Consider the following 18,387-nt stretch of genomic DNA (forward strand, 5'->3'; position numbering starts at 1 on the left):
GATGAGTACGGCTTCAGCAGGCACCCCGTCAGAACCGCCGCAGAGCACCGGCCAGCAACCTGGCGCTCTGGCCATCCTGACGGCCACGGCGGTCGGTGGTGTACTTGCTTCACGCCTTGGCAAAGGCCCGCTTGTTCTCGCCGCGGGCATGGCCGCTTTTGCCCTGCTCAAGCAGAAAAAAAGCGCCGCTCAGCCGGGAATGGCTCTACCGCTGCCGCCCCCTGCCGCACCATTTGAAGACCCCACCCAGAGCCAGGTTGAGCAGTGGCTTTCCCAACAGATATCCCGGGATGAACAGGCCCCTGCTATCGACTTTTCTACAGTCATCGATCCAGCTCCCGCAGAGGATGATGATTACAAGCCGCAGCCATTCCTTCTGGATGTCGATGACTCTGATGTCTCCCCTGCTCCACCTGCTTCGGACGATTCCTTTGCCCAGCTCGCGGACCCAGTCGAATGGCACATGCCCGTGGCTGCGCATCATCTGAAGGAGGAATCTGCTCCACCTGCACCTTACCAGTCGGCCGCCATCGATGCTGCGCCTCTTTTCATCGATGCCACGCCCCTTCCCGGCCATCCTGCAGGGCCTGACATCGAACCCGCGCCACCACCCGCCTTTTTCGCTCCAGAACCTTTCTATTCCGCGCCGGAACTCGCCTCTTCCGCGCCAGGACCCGCCGACCACGCTCCAGCAGCCGCCTATAGTGCGGCACCTTCTGTAGAGTCCCCGCCGCCACCGGTTTATTCCGCCCCGCCTCCCGTATTTTACGCGCCCTCGCCTGCCTACTCGCCATCTCGATCAGACGATTCCACCTGGGCCCTTGGGGTCGAGCCTCTGCCCAGTCTCACCGTGGCTGCTCCCTTCTCCGCGCCGGCTGGCAGCATGTTCTTTGCCGCGCCCTTGCAGCAGGAGGCCGTCGAGCCACAGCCCGCCATCCCACTCCCCTCCCTCGTCTTCGAAGGCGCGGCTTTTCCCGACGAGATTAATGTCGTCCCAGCGATCGAACCGGTGGTTCATTTAACTCCGGCCGCAGGGGAAGCATTCTTTGCAAATACCGCTTTCCATCCACCAGTGGCGATCCAAACGATGGAGCCTGCCGTGGTCGAAAATACGGATCCTGTGCCGGCCCCGGAAATTGTTGTTCACCTCGCTCCTCGCGGCGAAGGCGAAGCTTCTTTCGATCCCCCGCTTGCAGCCGCGCCGCAAAATCCTTGGGAAGTAGAATTGGGACCGGGCCCTGCGTCCAATACGGTGCCGTTTCATCCTCCCCAAATTCATCCCGTGGTCGAGGCAGAAATCATTCTGCGCCCACGTGCCCCCACGCAGAACACCGTGACCACCAAGACTAAGCCCGGCCCGCATGCTCCGATCAGCAAGGACTTTGCCGAGAGCTTTGACAGCCCGCCTGCTACCGCAGCCGCTCCAGAGGAAGCCATGGTTCCGAGCCTGCCAGAAACGCCCGCGGAAGCCAAAACGCGCTCGTCCTGGCGCTCATGGTGGCGGGGCGATTGAATATCACGCCAAGGCAGGCTTCCTCCTCCGAAGGACCCACACCAGCAGGCAAAGGCCCAGAAGCGTCAGCGCAAACCAGTCGCCGAACCGCGCGTAAAGCGTGAGGCTGCCCACACGCGGCACCTTGACCTCTCCAGGCAGCGTTCCCTCGATGAAGGAACTGCCGGTGTCCGGGTCCGTGAGTTTTGAGAGGACGTGGCCGCAGGTATCGATGAAACAGCTCACGCCCGTATTGGTGGCCCGCACCATGGGGCGGCGCAGCTCGATGGCACGGAAGAGCGCGTTGATCATATGGACCTCCGGCTCTTCGCTTTGCAGAAACCAGCCATCATTGGTGATGTTGACGATCATCTGCGGAGACTCCCGGGCAAACTTTCGCGCGAGACTTCCCACGGTGTCTTCGAAACAGATCAGCGGGATGATCTGCACCTGCGGCTGATGCAGCAGCAGAGGCTCAGTTTTTTGCCCTGGCGTAAAGGCGCCCTCAAACATCCCCTGAAAAAAGGAAAAGGGCGGAATGCTCTTCAGCGGCAGATATTCTCCAAAGGGCACGAGATGCACCTTGTGGTAGTCCTGCCTCTCGTCGGCTTTGCCCCGCATCAGCACGGCGGAGACATGACCAATGCCTTCACCTTCGAACAACTCGGTGCCAAACATCAGGCTGAAATCTCCTGTGTGCAGCATGTCGTTGAAATAGTTTTTGTGAAAGTCCGGCGGGATGCCGGGTCCTCTATACTCCAGGTGAACTGGAAGCGAGCTCTCGGGCCAAATGATGAGATCGGTGGAAGTCTTCCCCTCTTTGGCCGCGCCATACATCCGGGTGAACTGATCCAGATGCTGGTAAACCTGCTCGGCCAGCCTTCCGGTCGCGGCATCCACCAGCGCCACGTTTGGCTGCACCAGCACGGTCCGCACGGTTATGCCGGCCGCCTCTTTGTCCTTCTCCTCTTTCACTTTGAGAATGCCATAGGTTCCGGTGATCAGCAGAAGGGTTAAAGCCACCGTGAAATCGAGCCGTGTCTTGCAGGTGCCTTCACCACGATAGGCCAGCACGAGACGAGTCACTGTATTCCATGCCGTGCAGGCGACGAACACCGGAAGGAAAGAAAGCCCGAAGACACCCACAAGATCCGCCGCCTGAATGAGCGGCAGCATGCCGTGCATGGCCACGCCCAGACCATTCCAGCCAAAGCCGGTGAAGACTGTGGTGCTGCGCAGCCACTCACAGCCCACCCATGCGGCAGCGGCTAAAAAGGAGCAGGCCAGAGAGTGCAGCGTGCTGGGCCACCAGGCATCCTTGGTCAGTGTGGTCACGCTCGGTCGTGCGAATCGGTGTGTGAACCAGGCCCAAAGGCCAAAGTAAACGGCGCAATAGCCTGCGAGGCCGATTAGTGCGCCCCATCCAGTGATCTCCGGCAGCAGGCCCGCCCATGAATCATCGCGCGCCGCCCCCAGCCTGACCCGCGCCGAGTGATGAACCCATTTGAGATTGATGACAAAGAAGGCAAGGCCCGCCAGATAACCACGCCAGAAGGGGCGCACTTTGACTCCTTCCATGGTCTTCCATGGCCAAAGCACCGCCAGCAGCGGAAAGAGCCAGAGCCAGACCACGAGGTTGGAATTCCAGCCAGGAAAAGCAAACGTCAAAAGAATGCCGCTGAGCAGCGGAGCGATGAGCAAGAAAAGGCGCAGGCGTTTGATATCAGTCACGATGACGGATCATGCCGTCGGTGGAGGAAAAGCCAAACGTGCATTGTGTGATTTTCACACCGTGCCATTGAAAGTGCGGGCGGAGGCAGGAGCGCCGGTCGAGATGAGCACCCAGCCGGATGTCCGATTCCTCCCAAAAGTTGTCCGCACATCCGTCTGGTCAGAAGGCGTTCTTTCGAGTGATAATCCGCTCACCCAACCATGAAAACACTTCTGTTTTTCCTCACCTCCGCCGTTTTCGCCCATGCCGCGGCCACCGGCCCCATTCGCGTGCTGTACCTGGATGCCGAGGGCAAAGAACAGGCTGCCGTGGGCAGTCTTCATTCTGCCATGTGTGATCTTGGGCGGGACGGGATATGGTTTGATTACGCCAAGGAACAGCTGCCCGAGGAAAACTACGACCTCGTTGTCAAACCCGGCAGCGATCTGAGCCGTGACGGGATTCTCTCCAAACTCAGCCCTGAGCGCAAAGCCAGCTACGAGGCCTTTTTGAAGCAGCGCGAGCCCGAGGAGCGCAAGAAGCACCCGCAGGTGGCCAATTACGAAAAGCGCCCGGAACCGCTGACGCTGCAACTGCCCATGAGTGTGAAGGGCAGCATGGAGCGCACGCAGGTGCCTGCGGATTGCGAGTTGAAACTCTTCGCCAGTGAGCCGGACATCGCCAAACCCATCGCCTTCGCATGGGATGAGCGCGGCCGCTGCTGGGTCGTCGAGACACGCGACTATCCCCACGGCGTCACCGACAGCGGCGAAGGCCAGGACAGCGTCAAGATCTGCGAGGACACCGATGGCGACGGCAAGGCGGACAAGTTCACCGTCTTCGCTGACAAGCTCAACCTGCCCACCGGCATCGTCTTCGCACGTGGAGGCATCATCATCAGCCAGCCCCCAAAATTCATCTTTCTGAAGGACACCAATGGAGATGACAAGGCTGATGTGCGCGAAACCGTGATCGACTGCTGGGGTATCCGCGACACCCATGCGCAGGCGAGCAGCCTCCACTACGGCTTTGACAACTGGCTCTACGGCTGCGTGGGCTACAGCGGCATCGAAGGTTATGTCGGCGGGAAGAAACACCAGTTTGCCATGGGCACCTACCGCTTCAAACCCGACGGCAGCGCCATTGAGTTCCTGCACCAGTTCACCAACAACTCCTGGGCGCACAGCACGAATGATGCAGGAGATCAGTTCGGCGGCACCGCGAACGGAGCGCCCATTTTCTTTGGCGGCATTCCTGCCACAGCATATCCCGAAAACTCGCGTGGGATGACGGCCAAGAAGATCAACGTCGTTGAGATGTGCCACACCATCACGCCAAATTTCCGGCAGGTGGACGTCTTCGGTGGCTACACGGCCGCAGCCGGCAGCAACTTCATTGACAGCGGCAACCTGCCAAAGCGATTCCAGGGCAAGGCGATGGTATGCGAGCCGACGATGAAGGTGGTGTCTCTCTTCGATGTACAACCCGAAGGCGCAGGCTGGAAGGCGCTGGACTTCATTAACATCTACGCAAGCAGCGACGAATGGAACAGCCCGGTGCATGCGGAAGTGGGCCCCGATGGCGCGGTGTGGGTGGCCGATTTCCAAAACTTCATCATTCAGCACAATCCCACTCCGAGCATGGAACGCGGCGGCTTTGTCGCCACCACGGGCAAGGGCGGCGCTCATGAGAATGACCTGCGCGACCACAGCCGCGGACGCATCTACCGCATCGTGGCAAAGGGAACAAATCCTCAGGCGGAGAAACCCGCGCTGAACGCCAGCACTCAGTATGCGCGGCTCACAGCACAGCGGCAGATGGTGGAAAGCGCAGGAAGCGTGGACGTGACTCATACCGACCGTGGCCTGCAGCGCACGGTGACCGCGCCGGATGCCGGACCTGCGGCCATTCATGCGCTCTGGTCGCTCAAAGGCATGGGCCTGCTGGACGAAGCCGTTCACAAAGCCGCGCTCTTGAGCAAGGACGCCGGACTGCGCCGCAATGCCATCCGTGCGCTGGGCGAAGACGCCAAAGCGCAGTCCCTTCTCTTCGGCGCCGGCGTGATCAGCGATCCCGATCTGCACACACGTCTGGCCGCTTTCGTCAAGCTGGCGGACTTCCCAACCACGCCGGAGATCCAGACGCTCGTCAAAAAGCTGGCTTCAGATTCCGTGGTGAAAAAAGATGAATGGCTGGCCGAAGCCGCAAAAATGCTGGGCAAGAAGCACCATGCTCTGAACTACAAAGAAGGCCCAAACCTCCTGCCGAATGCGGGCTTTGAAGAAGTGGCCGAAGGCGCCAAAACACCCACCGGCTGGAAGCACCGTGACTATGGCAAGAAGCCCGGCAATGCCGGCGCTGAGTGGACCATCGTCACTGATCCGAAGATGGTGCACAGCGGCAAAAATGGCTTCCGTGTGATCACTCGTGACGATGCGGACACCAGTTTCTTCGCCGACGTGCCGCTGAAGCCGAACACCGAATACAAACTCAGCGCCTGGATCAAAACCCACGGCTTCAAGGGCAAAGCCAGCCTCAACGATCATCTCGGCCGCGCCGAAACGAGCACGATCAAACGCACTCAGGACTGGACTGAAGTGGATGTGACCTTCAACAGCAAGACTCGCGACAAGGCCAGCATCAACCTCCTGCACGTGGGCAAAGGCGACACCTACTTTGACGACGTCAAGCTCGTTGAGTTGATCCCCGAGGCGGAGGACGACGAATCTAAGCTCGTCGGCGATGCGAAGCGCGGCGAGAAAATCTTCTGGGAGCACCCGGTGGCCGCCTGCAAAAACTGCCACATGCTCAAAAGCCAGGGCAGCGCCGTAGGCCCCGCGCTGGACGGCATCGCCACACGAAAGGATGCCGCGTACATCCTCGAAAGCCTCGTGAATCCGAACGCCAAACTCGCCGAAGGATACACCGCCACGCCAATTTCGCCGATGCCCCCGATGAACCTAATTCTGAAGCCGCAGGAGTTTGCGGATGTGAAGGCCTTCATCATGAGCCTCAAATGAGCGCTCGTGCCGCCACAATGAAAACCACAGCCTGCACCCTGCTGCTGGCCATGCTGACGGCGCTGCCTGCGCAGGAGCCGCCCGGTCAGCCGCGCAAGGCTTGGAGCTCCATTGTGCTGCATGAAGATGACAAGCCCGCCTTTCCTCCCCCGCCCCAGGGTTGGGATACGCATCGCGAGACCATCCCCCATGGCACACTGGCGATGATTGAGTATGACTCAAAGACCGTGGGCGCTCGGCGGCGGATGAATGTGTATACCCCTCCGGGATACTCACCTGGGACAAAACTGCCAGTGCTATATCTGCTGCACGGCATCGGAGGCGATGAGACAGAGTGGGAGCGCTTTGCCAATCCGGCGCTGCTGCTGGACAACCTCATCGCAGACGGCAAGGCGTCGCCCATGATCGTGGTGATGCCCAACGGGCGCGCGCAAAAGGATGACCGCCCCACCGGCGACGTCTTCAAGCACGCCCCGGCGTTTGCCGTTTTCGAGAAGGATCTGCTGCAGGACGTGATCCCAACCATCGAAGCGCGCTACGCCGTGCTGGCAGACCGCGATCACCGCGCCCTGGCGGGCCTTTCCATGGGCGGTGGTCAGTCGCTGAATTTTGGTCTGGGTCATCCCGAACTGTTTGCGTGGGTCGGCGGCTTCTCCTCAGCGCCGAACACCCGTAAATCCGTGGAACTTCTTCCCGATGCAGCAGCGGCCCGGCACCTGAAGCTGCTCTGGCTCTCCTGCGGCAGCAGAGACGGCCTCATCCACATCAGCCAGGACGTGCATGCCTGGCTGAAGGAGAAAGGCGTGCCGCACGTGTGGCATGTGACCGACCACAAACACGACGCCTCCGAATGGAAACAGGCGCTGTATTACTTCCTGCAGCAGCTTCGTTTTCCTTCGTGAATAACCTGCGGCAGGCATGCGCCGCGCAAGCACAACGATGCCTCCACACCTGAAAGGCCATGCGGCGGATAACGTATGTTTCACATCCGTCATGCCGCTCTCCTCTTCCGCATTTTCCCGCTGCTCCGGCCCGCTGTCGCGGCGGAGCTTTCTCAGCATGGGCACACTCGGACTCTCTGGGTGGTCGCTCAGCGACACTCTGCGCGCGGAAACGATTGCCAAGGCTGCGGGAAAACGACTCAAGGACAAATCAGTCATCTTTGTCTGGCTGCCTGGCGGCATGTCTCAGCTGGAGAGCTATGACATGAAACCGAATGCACCCGTGGAGTACCGCGGTGTGCTCAATCCCATCCGCACCAAGGTGCCGGGCACCCACATCTGCGAACTGTTTCCAAAGCAGGCGAAAATCACCGACAAGTTCAACATCATCCGCAGCGTGCATCATGAGTTCGCCGACCACGGCGGCGGACATAAACGCTTCATGACAGGGCGCAATCCCGCCTTGCCAGTGGGGTTCGTCAATGACGCTCCTTCGGTGCAGTCGATCATCACGCGCAAGCTCCAGCGCGCCGGGCAGGCCATGCCGACCTGCGTGGCAGGTGTGGATCGCGGCCGGAGCGGGATCGACGTGTTCTCAATGGGCGCGGCATACCTCGGTCCGTCCGCCTCGCCCTTCATGGTTGTCGGAGATCCCAGCGCAAAAGATTTCAAAGTGGAGAACATCGGCCTGACGCCAGACATGGCCTCGCGCATGGACGACCGCATGCACCTGCTCAAAGGCATGGACAATCTTCAGCGCGAGATGGACCGCAGCGGCCTCATGCAGGCCATGGACAGCTTCAGCCAGCGCGCCTTCGGCATGCTGACCACTCCTTCAGTCCGCGATGCGTTTGACCTCACCAAAGAGTCGCTGCAAACGCGCGAGCGTTACGGTTTCAGCACCTACGGGCAGCGGGGCCTCATGGCCCGGCGCCTGGTTGAGGCCGGTTGCAGGTTTGTGACCATGGTCTGGGAGAACCCCTTCTCCACCACCATTCCAAAAAACTGCACCTACAACTGGGACAGCCACGCGGTGAACTGCGACATGTATGCAGACGCCCGCTGGCGCATGCCGGTGTATGATCAGGCCGCGTCAGCCTTGATCGAAGACATTCACCAGCGTGGTTTGGACAAAGATGTCCTCGTCATCATCACCGGAGAGTTTGGCCGCACGCCAAGGATCAATACGCAGATCGGCACCCAGACCGGCGTCAGCCAGCCAGGACGCGACCATTGGCCAAATGCCATGTCTTTCATCGTCAGTGGCGGCGGCATGCAGACGGGGCAGATCATTGGCGCGACGAATCCGCGCGCGGAATTCCCCATCGAACGTCCACTGAGTCCGAACGATCTCTGGGCCACGGTGTACCAGCATCTGGGCATCGACCCGAATGACACCTTCGACGACTTCCAAGGCCGCCCGATGCCCATTCTGCCCTTTGGCGAGCCGATCAAAGAACTGCTGCCGCTGGTGTGAATCAAACGAGCATCCGGCGCAGGACACAGCAACGATAGATTTGACCTGAGGGCCAGTCTGGCCTTGATGTCCGTACTCCTGGCCACCCGGCCTGAACGCAACCCACACCCACACAACCTCCATGGCTCTCCCTGTCGGCTCCAAAGCTCCCAGTTTCACTCTGAAATCCAAATCCGCCTCTGGCCTCAGCGATGTCTCGCTGCCCACCGGCAAGAACACCGTCCTGCTCTTCTTCCCCCTCGCCTTCACGGGCGTCTGCACTCAGGAACTCTGCGACATCACCGCAGGCCTCAGCTCCTACAGCGACCTCAACGCCGAAGTCATCGGCATTAGCGTGGACAGCCCCTTTGCACAGGAAGCCTGGGCGCAGAAGGAAAAAATCGGCATCACTCTGGTCAGCGACCTGAACAAGGAAACCACCAAGGCCTACGAAGTACTTTTCCCAGGTCTCGCCGGCATCGGCGATACCGCAGCACGTGCAGCCTTTGTCATCGACAAGAGTGGTGTCATTCAGTATTCCGAGCAGACTGCCACTCCGAAAGACCTGCCAAACTTTGAAGCCGTGAAGGCGAAGCTCGCCGAGCTTTCCTAATCCCTACCTTCATCAGGAACTTCAGATGCCATGTGATGCTGAGTCACATGGCATCTTTGTGTCAACTCAGCCCCCCTTCTCGCCATGCCCGCACACGCCGACCAGTTCTCCATCTCCACCCGGGGCAAAGGCACCTACGAGATCACGGACCGCTGTCAGGAAATCGTGCGCGCCAGCGGCATCCGCACAGGCATGGCGACAGTCTTTGTGCAGCACACCAGCGCCAGCCTGGTAATCTTCGAAAATGCTGATCCATCAGCACGAACGGACCTGCACAGTTTCTTCGACCACCTCGTGCCCGAAGACACCCCCTACTTCGTCCATACTTATGAGGGCCCGGACGACATGCCAAGCCACCTGCGCATGGCACTGACACGCACTTCGGAGGTCATCCCGGTGGTGAATGGGAAACTCGCTCTGGGGACATGGCAGGGCATCTTCCTCTTCGAACACCGCCGTGCGCCGCATACGCGAAGCATTGTGATGAGCGTAGTGGGGGAATGAAATACCCGCAGGCGGCCTGCCCGTATCACGTTCTTCAGACTTCGTTTAGCGCACGCAGATAATCAAACGTGTACAGCCCGGTGTTGTGCCCGTCGCTGAAATCAAACTGGATGGCGTATCCTCCCACCATGCGCCAGTCCTTCACGGTGACTCCGGGAAAGTGCTTCTGATCAGTGCCACCGATCTTCTTGCCCAGCAGATCCCGCTCGCCCGTGTTCTCCGCGCTCGGCGAGGCAGCACGCAGCTTTTCCATGGGGATATACTGCTCTGTGCCATCGTTCCAAACGAGAGCGACTTCATTGCCGATGAGTTCCAGGCGGGTTGGGGTCATAGAGAAAGCTAAACGGGGCTGGGTGGAAAAGCAAAAGGGACGCCCGAAAGCGTCCCTTTTGAAGTTTGAAGCCGAAATCCGGAAGGATTAACGGGAGTAGAGTTCGACGACGAGCTGCTCGTTGGCGATCGGGTTGATCTCTTCGCGCACTGGCACGCGATTGACCACACCGCTCATCTTGTCGCGATCCACCGTCATCCAGTCGGAAGCAGGAGTGCCCTGGGTCATTTCGAGGAAACGACCGACAAGCTGCTGGCTGCGCTGGCTGCTGGCGCGGGCGGCGACGACGTCACCGGGCTTCACCTGGTAGCTGGCGATGTTCACGACCTTGCCGTTCACAGTGATGTGGCGGTGGCTGACGAGCTGACGGGAGGCAAAGCGGGTGTTGGCGAAGCCCATGCGATACACCACGTTGTCGAGGCGCAGTTCAAGCATCTGCAGCAGGTTCTCACCGGTCACGCCCTTGCGGCGCTGAGCTTCGGCGAAGAAGCGGCGGAACTGCTTTTCCATGAGACCATACTGATAGCGCAGCTTCTGCTTTTCAGCGAGGGCGGTGCCGTATTCGGAAGTCTTGCGGCGGGTGTTGCGAGCGCCGTGCTGTCCTGGTGGGAAATTGCGGGTTTCGAGGGATTTGGAGGGACCGAAAAGCGCAATGCCGAAGCGGCGATTGATTTTTTCGCGAGGACCAGTGTAGCGAGCCATAGTAGGTGGTAGAAAAGAGCTGAGAGATTAGACGCGACGGGCTTTCGGCGGACGGCAGCCGTTGTGCGGGATGGGGGTCACGTCCTTGATGGTGGTCACTTCGACACCGAGGGCCTGCACGGCACGCACGGCGGACTCACGGCCGGAGCCTGGGCCACGAAGGCGGACTTCAGCTTCACGAAGGCCATGGCCCATGGCCTGGCGGCAGGCGTCCTGTGCAACAACCTGGGCGGCATATGCGGTGCCCTTACGGGAACCACGGAAGCCCATCTTGCCAGCGGTGGACCATCCGATCACACCACCCACGCGATCGGTGATCGTGACGATGGTGTTGTTGAAGGTGGCGTACACGTGGACGATGCCCTGGGAAACGTTCTTGGAGCCCTTGGCCTTGACGACCTTCTGCTGCTCGGCGCTTTCGCCACCGATCTCGAGCCAGACGCTCTGGGAAACCTGCTTGTCACCGCTGGTGGATGCGCGCTGATCTGCGGGTGCGGCAGGGGCAGCGGGAGTAGCAGGAGCTGCGGCAGGAGCAGGAGCTGCTGCGGCAGGTGCGGCGGGGGTCGTTTCTTCAGCCATGATATGTAGACGGGACGTTGCTTAAAATTCAGATTACTTCGCCTTCTGAGCACCGACGGTCTTACGTGGGCCTTTGCGGGTGCGGGCGTTGGTGTGCGTACGCTGGCCGCGCACTGGCAGACCACGGCGGTGACGATGGGCGCGGTAGCAGTTGATGCCCAGGATGCGCTTCATGTGCATCTGCAGCTCACGACGAAGGTCGCCTTCGATCGGAATCTTCATCGCCTGAACGGTCTGTGTGATCGCGGCGATCTGCTCGTCGCTCAGCTCACCTGCACGGATGTTGGGGTCAATGTTGGTGGCCGCAAGAATCTTGCGGCTGACAGGAAGACCAATGCCGTAGATGTAAGGCAGTGAGTATTCGATTTTCTTTTCGTTCGGGATTTCGACTCCAAGCAGGCGTGCCATAATTCAGTGAGGTGGGATTTAAAAAGAGTGGATCAACCCTGACGCTGTTTGTGACGTGGATTTTTGCAGACAACACGGACAACACCTTTGCGGCGGATAACACGGCAAAGTTCGCAGAGAGGTTTAACGGAGGTACGGACGCGCATACAGGAGTAGTAAGAGAAGGTGAGTCGGGGGGAACTCAAAACCCTGCTTTTGGAGCAGGGGGCAGGATGTCTAACACAGACGAAAAGGCGCGCAAGCTGGATTTTGATGAGTTATTCACATTTGTTGAGACCAGTTGCCCCGGCCTCCAGCCACGCCAATCATCCCGGCCTGATGAAAAACATCCTTTGTTTTGGCGATTCAAACACCTGGGGCTTCATGCCCGAAAGCATTTCCGCCCCCTTCCCTGAACGCCACCCCCATAATGTACGCTGGACCGGCATTCTGGCCGCCGAACTCGGCACCAGCTTCCGTGTGATCGAAGAAGGCCAGAACGGCCGCACCACGGTGCATGACGATCCCTTTGCCCTCGCACGCAATGGCAAAACCGTGCTGCCCGCCATCTTGGAATCTCAAAAGCCTCTCGATCTCGTGGTGCTCATGCTCGGCACCAATGACCTCAAGGCCGTGTTTGGCGTTTCCCCCGGAGAAATCGCCGCTGGCGTGAAGATCCTGGCGCAGATGATCCTGGGCAGTGATTCAGGCATCGGCCACAAAGCACCCAAACTCCTGCTGCTCTGCCCTCCAGCCGTCGGCGACCAACTGCACCTCCCCGATGTGGCCGCCAAGTTTCCCAACGGCCAAAAGGACAGCCGCAAGCTGCCGAAGTATTATGAAGCACTCGCCAGCGCACTCGGCTGCGGTTTCCTCAATACCCAGACATTGATCGAACCCGGCAGCGACGGCATTCATTTGGATGCAGCGGCCCATGGACGTCTCGGCAAAGCTGTGGCAGCCCTCGTGAAATCCCTTCTTCCGCCAGACGCATGACCTTGATCGAATCTTTTTATCCCGTTCTCAAACCGTGGCTGTTCAAGCTCGACGCTGAAAAGGCGCACACCTTCACGGTCAAGATGATGATCATCGCACATCGTCTCGGCATGCTGAAGTCCGTGGTCAGCGGGCCGCAGCAGCCACGCAGCGTGATGGGACTCACCTTCCCCAATGTGCTTGGACTCGCCGCAGGCATGGACAAATCCGCCAGCGCCGTCGAGGCCTGGGGCGCACTCGGCTTTGGCAGCGTGGAAGTCGGCACGCTCACACCTCGGCCACAGCCCGGAAACCCCAAGCCACGCCTCTTCCGCCTGCCCGAGCATGAAGCATTGATCAACCGCATGGGCTTCAACAATCCCGGCATCCAGTCCGCGGTGAAGAAGCTCGAAAAACGGCGTACCAAAGCCGTCGTCGGAGTGAACATCGGCAAGAATTTTGACACGCCGAATGAGGACGCCGTGAAGGACTACCTCATCTGCCTCAAGGCCGCCTACCGCGTGGCGGACTACATCGCCGTCAACATCTCCTCCCCCAACACCAAGGGCCTGCGCGACCTCCAGGCCGAAGGCGCCGTGCGCGAACTGATCGCCGCTTTGAAAAACGAGCAAGCTTCGCTGAAGAGAGAGCACGGCAAAACCGTGCCACTGCTGGTGAAGATCGCTCCGGATCTCAATGACATGCAGATCGAAGCGCTCGCCCGCGTCTTCAATGAGCAGCACATCGACGGCGTCATCGCCACAAACACCACGATCGATCGTGAATCCATCACCGGCCATCGCCTGGCCAATGAAAACGGCGGCCTGAGCGGCAGGCCCGTGCGGGAGCGCTCCAACCTCGTGCTGCAAGCCTTCCGCATGCTGCTCAAGGAGCAGATCCCGATCATCGGTGTAGGCGGCATCGTCCACGGCACCGATGCCGCTGAAAAGCTGAAAGCAGGCGCTGCGCTCGTGCAGGTGTACAGCGGTCTCGTCTATCGTGGCCCCGCCCTTGTGCGTGAAGTGCTGGAGACCGTCCGATAATCACGGCGGAGCCGTCACCGAAAGATGCACAAACTTCGCGTTTGCCGCATTGATCGGAATGACCGCCTTCACCTGCTGAGTGGTGCCATCATCACTCAGCACCGTCTGCACCACCCCGCTGCTGCTCCAGCTACCAGCGGCCAGTGTGTCGCTCCACTCCACTGTGAAGGTGGTGCCTGCGGTCACGGCAGAGGTGCTGCGTGAGTAGGTGTATTCAAAGTTTGCGCCATTGGTGGCAGCCGTTGCAGGCAGCACACTGCGCGTCGTAGGATTCAGGCGGCAGGCCCACTCGATGAGATTGGGGATGCCGTCGTTGTCAAAATCTCCACCGTCGGCCGCGGTGCCGGTATTTGCGGAGGTGCCAAAATTTTGCAGCCGCCAGTCGTCCAGCACACTCAGGGTGGTGAAGGTGAGGTCCTGACCATGGTAGCCACTGGCATTCACCCGATAGTGATACGTGGTGGAGGGCGTCAGCCCGCTGATTGCCCCATAAAACACGATTCCGGAGTTGGTGACCACCGGCCCACCAACCTGGCTGCCATAGGCTGTGGTAGGACCATAGTCAAAAGAGGTGGGGACGGAGGCGCCGGAAAGAATGACCGCCCCGCCTAAAGACGCAGAAGTGCTGCCTACCGCAGCAGCAGGCCCGGTCATAACATGCGGCTGGGGCACGCCCACGAGCTGCAAGGTGTGCGTACTGCCGGCACCGCAGACCAGCCCCATGGAAAACTGTCCGAAAGCAGGATATGGAGTCGGTAGCGAGAGAGGACGTTTTTGGTACAAAAACTGGCCGGGCGGTGAGCCGGTGATCTGAATGCCGAGCTGGAAAAAAGTGTCGTCTCCCCATACAGCGAGCAACTGGTCCGTGCACTGGGCCACACTGTGGTAGGCACCTGCAGCGATGCGGCTGACGGTTTTTCCATTGAGTGCTGAACCGCTCTGGGCGTTCACGAGCACGGGTACGGATCGATTGATGCCCCCTGGAGTTCTAGTGCCTGAGTTGTCCCCCAGCTGCCCCTGCGCATTGAGTCCCCAGGCGACAACCGTGCCGTCAGAGCAAAGCGCAAGACTATGGTTGCCGCCTGCTGCTATGGCGACCACGGTCCTGCCAAACAGGGCCGAAACGCCGCTGACGGTGTTGACCGCCACCGGCACCTGACGGTTGATGACGGTGTTGTCTCCCAGCTGCCCGTAGTTGTTGTTCCCCCAGGCCACCACGGTACCGTCAGAGCAGAGTGCCAGGCTGTGGCTGCCGCCTGCAGCGAGGGCCACCACGCTTTTGCCATAGAGCGCCGAGGCTCCTTGAGTTGCATTCACCGCCACAGGGACAAAAGCACTGTTGAAGCTGAGATTTCCCAGCTGCCCGCTATCATTGGCTCCCCAGCCTACCACGGTGCCGTCTGAGCAGAGGGCCAGATTGTGATTGCTGCCGGCGGAGATGCTTGTGACATACTTGCCAGCCAGGGCTGAAACGCCGCTCGTGGTGCTGACCGGCATGGGCACGTAGGGGCTGTAGCCAAAGATTTCGGTTCCCAGCTGCCCGATGCCGTTGTTCCCCCACGCGGCGATGGTGCCATCGGTGCAAAGCGCCAGGCTGTGCGCATCTCCAGCGGAGATGGCCACGACGTTTTTCCCATTCAGGGCGCTCACACCGCTGGTGAAGACGCTGACAGGAGTGGATGATGCAAAATGGTAACCCGACGCGCTCCCCAACTGCCCAAAATAGTTGTCTCCCCAGGCAGCAAGGGTGCCGTCCCAGCACAGGGCCAGGCTGTGTCCACCGCCTGCCGCCAGTGAGCGGATGACGTGCTGTGGAACCAGCGCCCCCAAAGTCGTGATCATCTGGGGCCCTGTGGCACCGTAATAGCCACCTCCGAGCTGGCCGCTGTTGCCGTTCCCCCATGCGAGGCCCTGCGTGTCCGCCCACTGCAGCACGAAGTCATTGCCAGTGCCGCCATAGTAGTTGGCCATGAAATGATAGGTAGTGCCATTATAGCTGAGCTCCACCAGCTGCCCCTGCGCCAGATTGTCAAACGTACCAAGGGGGGAGCCCATGGAGGTGTTGTTCACTACGGTGAAGCAGCTTCCTGCCGGTGGAATGACGCCGAGCGTGAGGTTCAGCGTGGTGCCGGTGGCGTTGAGTCCGCTGAGGCTCAGCGGCGCAGAATCGGGCGCCGTAAGAGTCGCTGAGAAAACCGCCGGCAGGGCACGAATGACGTTGAGTCCGTAGGTCTTGCTGGTGCTGCCGTCCTGGGAGGTGACGACGACGGCAATGGCGTTGTTTCCATACACCAGGCTCACAGGAGGTGCCGCACTGCCGGAGCTTACGGACACCCCGTTCACTGTCATCGTACTCCCGGCGTCCGCCAGCGCAGGTGTAAGCGTGATGGAGGCCGTGTCGGTGGAAACATTCACGGCATAGCGGGTGGTGTTTCCATTAAACGCGGGCATCAGCGAACCACTGTCCAGCGCGAGTCCCGAGAGACTGGGCCCCGGCGTGCGCACCAGCGCAAGGGTGTACGTTTGAGTGGTGACGCCGTCAGCCGCAGTGACGACGAAGGTGGCGGTATTGCTGCCTTCATTGAGGGGAAAGGCCGGGCCGGCCACGCCTGAAGCGACTGTCAGGCCGTTCATTTTCACAGCGGCATTCAAATCAGCCAGGGTCGGCGTGAGGGTGACGGAAGTCGTCACATAAGGCAAACTGACCGTGTAGCTTGTGATGCCGGGATCAAAGGTGGGGCTGAGTGTTCCTCCGCTGACGCCGAGGTCGGAGAGGGTGGCATTGTTGTTCAGCGCGGTGAACGTAAGATCACTGCCATTCACGGTGCCCGCCGCAGTGGTGCCATTGACACGGTAGTGGTAGAGCGTTCCCGGAGTGAGCCCCGAGATAGCCGCGCTGACTGGTGTAGCGGTACCACCGGTGACGGGTGTGGGCGTTCCTGCCGCCTGAGAGCCGTAGGACGTGGTGGTGCCATACTCAAAACTCACCGCCAAGCTGTCGTAGGCAGCCACCACCGTGCCGTTCAGCGTGGCGCTCGTGCCTCCCACAGACGAGGCCCCCTGAGTCAGCGCCACAGGGACGGGAGGCGATGCAGCCACAGCCACGGAGAAGGAGCATGGACCGCTGCTGCACGGGAGCATGCACCAGCGCTCCTGTGGCAGAAGATTGGCGGAGCTGACGAGCACAGCCGCCTTGCGCTGTGTTGTGGTGCCATCTCCCAACTGGCCGTCACCATTGTAACCCCAGGCGGTCAAAGTGCCATCGGTGCAAAGGGCCATGCTGTGGCTTTGGCCTACGGCAATCGCCGCGGCAGTCTTGCCATACAGGGCGGAAACGCCGCTGGCCGTATTCACTGCCACAGCTGCAGCTGTCGAGTTGATACTGGTGGAGTTGTTCCCGAGCTGCCCGTTGCTATTGTCTCCCCAGGCAACCAAGTTGCCGTCCGAACACAGCGCCATGCAGTGCTCCTCGCTGGCGGTGAGGGCCACCACCGTTTTGCCATATAGTGCGGAGGTCCCGCTGGTAGTGTTTGCGGCCACGGGTACGCTGACCTGATACGCAGTGCTGGCACCGAGTTCCCCGTCCTGATTCAGTCCCCAGCCGGCCACTGTGCCGTCAGAGCAGAACGCCACACTGTGCAGCCAGCCGCCAGTAAGAGCCACGACAGTTTTGCCATACAACGCCGAGACCCCGCTGACTGCATTGACAGCAACAGGCAGGTTGCGCGATGTGGTCGTGTTGTCTCCCAACTGGCCGTCTTCGTTGTCTCCCCAGGCCGCCACGAGGCCGTCTGCGCAGACTGCCAGACTGTGATAGGACCCTGCGCCGATTCCCACCACCGTCCTGCCCGCCAGCACGGAACCCGCGCTGGTATCCACAGCCACCGGCGTATTGCTCCAGGTCGTCGTGCCTAAACCTAGCTGACCATCAAAGCCCTCCCCCCAGGTTACTACGGTTCCATCTGAGCACAAAGCCATGCTGTGTGAGTTTCCTGCGGCAATAGCCGCCACCGTCTTGCCGAACAAGGCTGAGCCCGCTCCGGCATTGACGGTCACGGGCGAGGAGCGGTCGGTGTTGGTGCCGTCCCCCAGCTGACCACCCGAATTGTTTCCCCAAGCGGCCAAAGTGCCGTCCGAGCACAGCGCCAGCACATGAGATCCCCCCGTTGCCACCGCAACGATCGTCTTCCCAGCCAGCGCGGCTGTGACTTTCACCGGCACCGGAACGGATCGACTCGTCAGAGTGCTGTCCCCCAGCTGACTGTTTCCATTGTCGCCCCACGCAAACAGCCGGTTGCCCGCCCACACCAGCACGAGGTCATTCCCGCTGCCGCCGTAGTAGTGGGCCACATAGTTGTAAGTCACGCCGCCATAGCTCAATGCCACCGCCTGCCCCTGCGCCAGATTGTCAAAGGTGCCAGTGATGAAGGAAAGCCCCGTAACATTGACCACGCTCAAATTGATTCCGGTGGGTGGCGCGAAATTCAGAGTAAAATTCACCGTGTTTCCCCCCGCAGTGAAGCTGTCTGAGGTCACGGGCACGTCCGATGCGGAGTTCCAGGTCGCATTGATCACGGAGGCTTCAGCAGGCGCAGATAAGAATGCTGCCAAGCTGGCGATTGCCAGACAGAGC

15 protein-coding genes are annotated in these 18,387 nt (G+C 60.3%); 8 read left to right on the forward strand and 7 right to left on the reverse strand.

Going from position 1 to position 18,387, the window contains the following annotated elements:
* The first annotated feature begins 1 nt into the window (after position 1).
* Complete coding sequence (locus ACILSO_RS25180; RefSeq protein ID WP_395740242.1) at positions 2–1,513, forward strand: hypothetical protein; 1,512 nt, start codon at positions 2–4, stop codon at positions 1,511–1,513.
* A 3-nt stretch (positions 1,514–1,516) separates the two neighbouring features.
* Here the strand turns inward: ACILSO_RS25180 and lnt are convergent, their stop codons facing one another.
* The gene (gene lnt / locus ACILSO_RS25185) at positions 1,517–3,223 is read right to left on the reverse strand and encodes an apolipoprotein N-acyltransferase (protein WP_395740243.1); all 1,707 of its coding nucleotides are present in this window, start codon (positions 3,221–3,223) and stop codon (positions 1,517–1,519) included.
* 201 nt (positions 3,224–3,424) lie between these two features.
* On the opposite strand from lnt, the gene ACILSO_RS25190 reads away from it, so the two are divergent.
* The 5 genes from ACILSO_RS25190 (at position 3,425) to ACILSO_RS25210 (ending at position 9,737) form a co-directional block, all read left to right on the forward strand.
* On the forward strand, positions 3,425–6,223 hold the full coding sequence (locus ACILSO_RS25190; protein WP_395740244.1) for a PVC-type heme-binding CxxCH protein: 2,799 nt from the start codon (positions 3,425–3,427) through the stop codon (positions 6,221–6,223).
* Between the two features lie 17 nt (positions 6,224–6,240).
* A complete protein-coding gene (locus ACILSO_RS25195; protein WP_395740245.1) occupies positions 6,241–7,125 on the forward strand; it encodes an alpha/beta hydrolase in 885 nt (294 codons plus the stop codon).
* Positions 7,126–7,216: 91 nt separating this feature from the next.
* Positions 7,217–8,641, forward strand: a complete 1,425-nt coding sequence (locus tag ACILSO_RS25200) for a DUF1501 domain-containing protein (RefSeq protein WP_395740246.1) — start codon at positions 7,217–7,219, stop codon at positions 8,639–8,641.
* A gap of 121 nt (positions 8,642–8,762) precedes the next feature.
* Positions 8,763–9,233, forward strand: a complete 471-nt coding sequence (locus ACILSO_RS25205; RefSeq protein WP_395740247.1) for a redoxin domain-containing protein — start codon at positions 8,763–8,765, stop codon at positions 9,231–9,233.
* An 84-nt stretch (positions 9,234–9,317) separates the two neighbouring features.
* Positions 9,318–9,737, forward strand: a complete 420-nt coding sequence (locus ACILSO_RS25210; protein ID WP_395740248.1) for a secondary thiamine-phosphate synthase enzyme YjbQ — start codon at positions 9,318–9,320, stop codon at positions 9,735–9,737.
* A gap of 34 nt (positions 9,738–9,771) precedes the next feature.
* On the opposite strand, the gene ACILSO_RS25215 is transcribed toward ACILSO_RS25210, so the two are convergent.
* From ACILSO_RS25215 to rpmJ, 5 genes are all read right to left on the reverse strand, one after another.
* Positions 9,772–10,068, reverse strand: coding sequence for a gamma-butyrobetaine hydroxylase-like domain-containing protein (locus tag ACILSO_RS25215; RefSeq protein ID WP_395740249.1), 297 nt, complete (start codon positions 10,066–10,068; stop codon positions 9,772–9,774).
* An 87-nt stretch (positions 10,069–10,155) separates the two neighbouring features.
* Positions 10,156–10,770 (reverse strand): 30S ribosomal protein S4, encoded by a 615-nt coding sequence (gene rpsD / locus ACILSO_RS25220; RefSeq protein ID WP_395731179.1) that lies wholly within the window; start codon positions 10,768–10,770, stop codon positions 10,156–10,158.
* Between the two features lie 27 nt (positions 10,771–10,797).
* Entirely contained in the window at positions 10,798–11,349 is a 552-nt protein-coding gene (gene rpsK, locus ACILSO_RS25225; protein ID WP_395740250.1) for a 30S ribosomal protein S11, read from the reverse strand.
* A 33-nt stretch (positions 11,350–11,382) separates the two neighbouring features.
* Complete coding sequence (gene rpsM, locus ACILSO_RS25230) at positions 11,383–11,757, reverse strand: 30S ribosomal protein S13 (RefSeq protein WP_395740251.1); 375 nt, start codon at positions 11,755–11,757, stop codon at positions 11,383–11,385.
* Between the two features lie 32 nt (positions 11,758–11,789).
* Entirely contained in the window at positions 11,790–11,903 is a 114-nt protein-coding gene (gene rpmJ / locus ACILSO_RS25235; protein WP_133796336.1) for a 50S ribosomal protein L36, read from the reverse strand.
* A 172-nt stretch (positions 11,904–12,075) separates the two neighbouring features.
* Between rpmJ and ACILSO_RS25240 the strand changes: the two genes are divergently transcribed.
* Together ACILSO_RS25240 and ACILSO_RS25245 are read left to right on the forward strand one after the other, a co-directional pair.
* Positions 12,076–12,732 carry an SGNH/GDSL hydrolase family protein gene (locus tag ACILSO_RS25240; protein ID WP_395740252.1) on the forward strand — a complete coding sequence of 219 codons (657 nt, stop codon included), beginning with the start codon at positions 12,076–12,078 and terminating at the stop codon, positions 12,730–12,732.
* Positions 12,729–13,754, forward strand: a complete 1,026-nt coding sequence (locus ACILSO_RS25245) for a quinone-dependent dihydroorotate dehydrogenase (protein ID WP_395740253.1) — start codon at positions 12,729–12,731, stop codon at positions 13,752–13,754. The genes ACILSO_RS25240 and ACILSO_RS25245 overlap by 4 nt, the downstream gene beginning before the upstream one ends.
* Here the strand turns inward: ACILSO_RS25245 and ACILSO_RS25250 are convergent, their stop codons facing one another.
* Positions 13,755–18,365 (reverse strand): cadherin-like beta sandwich domain-containing protein, encoded by a 4,611-nt coding sequence (locus ACILSO_RS25250; protein WP_395740254.1) that lies wholly within the window; start codon positions 18,363–18,365, stop codon positions 13,755–13,757.
* Positions 18,366–18,387: the final 22 nt, after the last annotated feature.

This window comes from Prosthecobacter sp. (assembly GCF_044226605.1).
GTDB lineage: Bacteria > Verrucomicrobiota > Verrucomicrobiia > Verrucomicrobiales > Verrucomicrobiaceae > Prosthecobacter.

What these genes read in the sequence shown, in the direction of transcription:
- ACILSO_RS25180 (WP_395740242.1), top strand. Translation starts at nt 2, where the DNA reads ATGAGTACGGCTTCAGCAGGCACCCCGTCAGAACCGCCGCAGAGCACC.
- ACILSO_RS25190 (WP_395740244.1), top strand. Translation starts at nt 3,425, where the DNA reads ATGAAAACACTTCTGTTTTTCCTCACCTCCGCCGTTTTCGCCCATGCC.
- ACILSO_RS25195 (WP_395740245.1), top strand. Translation starts at nt 6,241, where the DNA reads ATGAAAACCACAGCCTGCACCCTGCTGCTGGCCATGCTGACGGCGCTG.
- ACILSO_RS25200 (WP_395740246.1), top strand. Translation starts at nt 7,217, where the DNA reads ATGCCGCTCTCCTCTTCCGCATTTTCCCGCTGCTCCGGCCCGCTGTCG.
- ACILSO_RS25205 (WP_395740247.1), top strand. Translation starts at nt 8,763, where the DNA reads ATGGCTCTCCCTGTCGGCTCCAAAGCTCCCAGTTTCACTCTGAAATCC.
- ACILSO_RS25210 (WP_395740248.1), top strand. Translation starts at nt 9,318, where the DNA reads ATGCCCGCACACGCCGACCAGTTCTCCATCTCCACCCGGGGCAAAGGC.
- ACILSO_RS25215 (WP_395740249.1), bottom strand. Translation starts at nt 10,068, where the DNA reads ATGACCCCAACCCGCCTGGAACTCATCGGCAATGAAGTCGCTCTCGTT.
- rpsD (WP_395731179.1), bottom strand. Translation starts at nt 10,770, where the DNA reads ATGGCTCGCTACACTGGTCCTCGCGAAAAAATCAATCGCCGCTTCGGC.
- rpsK (WP_395740250.1), bottom strand. Translation starts at nt 11,349, where the DNA reads ATGGCTGAAGAAACGACCCCCGCCGCACCTGCCGCAGCAGCTCCTGCT.
- rpsM (WP_395740251.1), bottom strand. Translation starts at nt 11,757, where the DNA reads ATGGCACGCCTGCTTGGAGTCGAAATCCCGAACGAAAAGAAAATCGAA.
- rpmJ (WP_133796336.1), bottom strand. Translation starts at nt 11,903, where the DNA reads ATGCGCGTCCGTACCTCCGTTAAACCTCTCTGCGAACTTTGCCGTGTT.
- ACILSO_RS25240 (WP_395740252.1), top strand. Translation starts at nt 12,076, where the DNA reads ATGAAAAACATCCTTTGTTTTGGCGATTCAAACACCTGGGGCTTCATG.
- ACILSO_RS25245 (WP_395740253.1), top strand. Translation starts at nt 12,729, where the DNA reads ATGACCTTGATCGAATCTTTTTATCCCGTTCTCAAACCGTGGCTGTTC.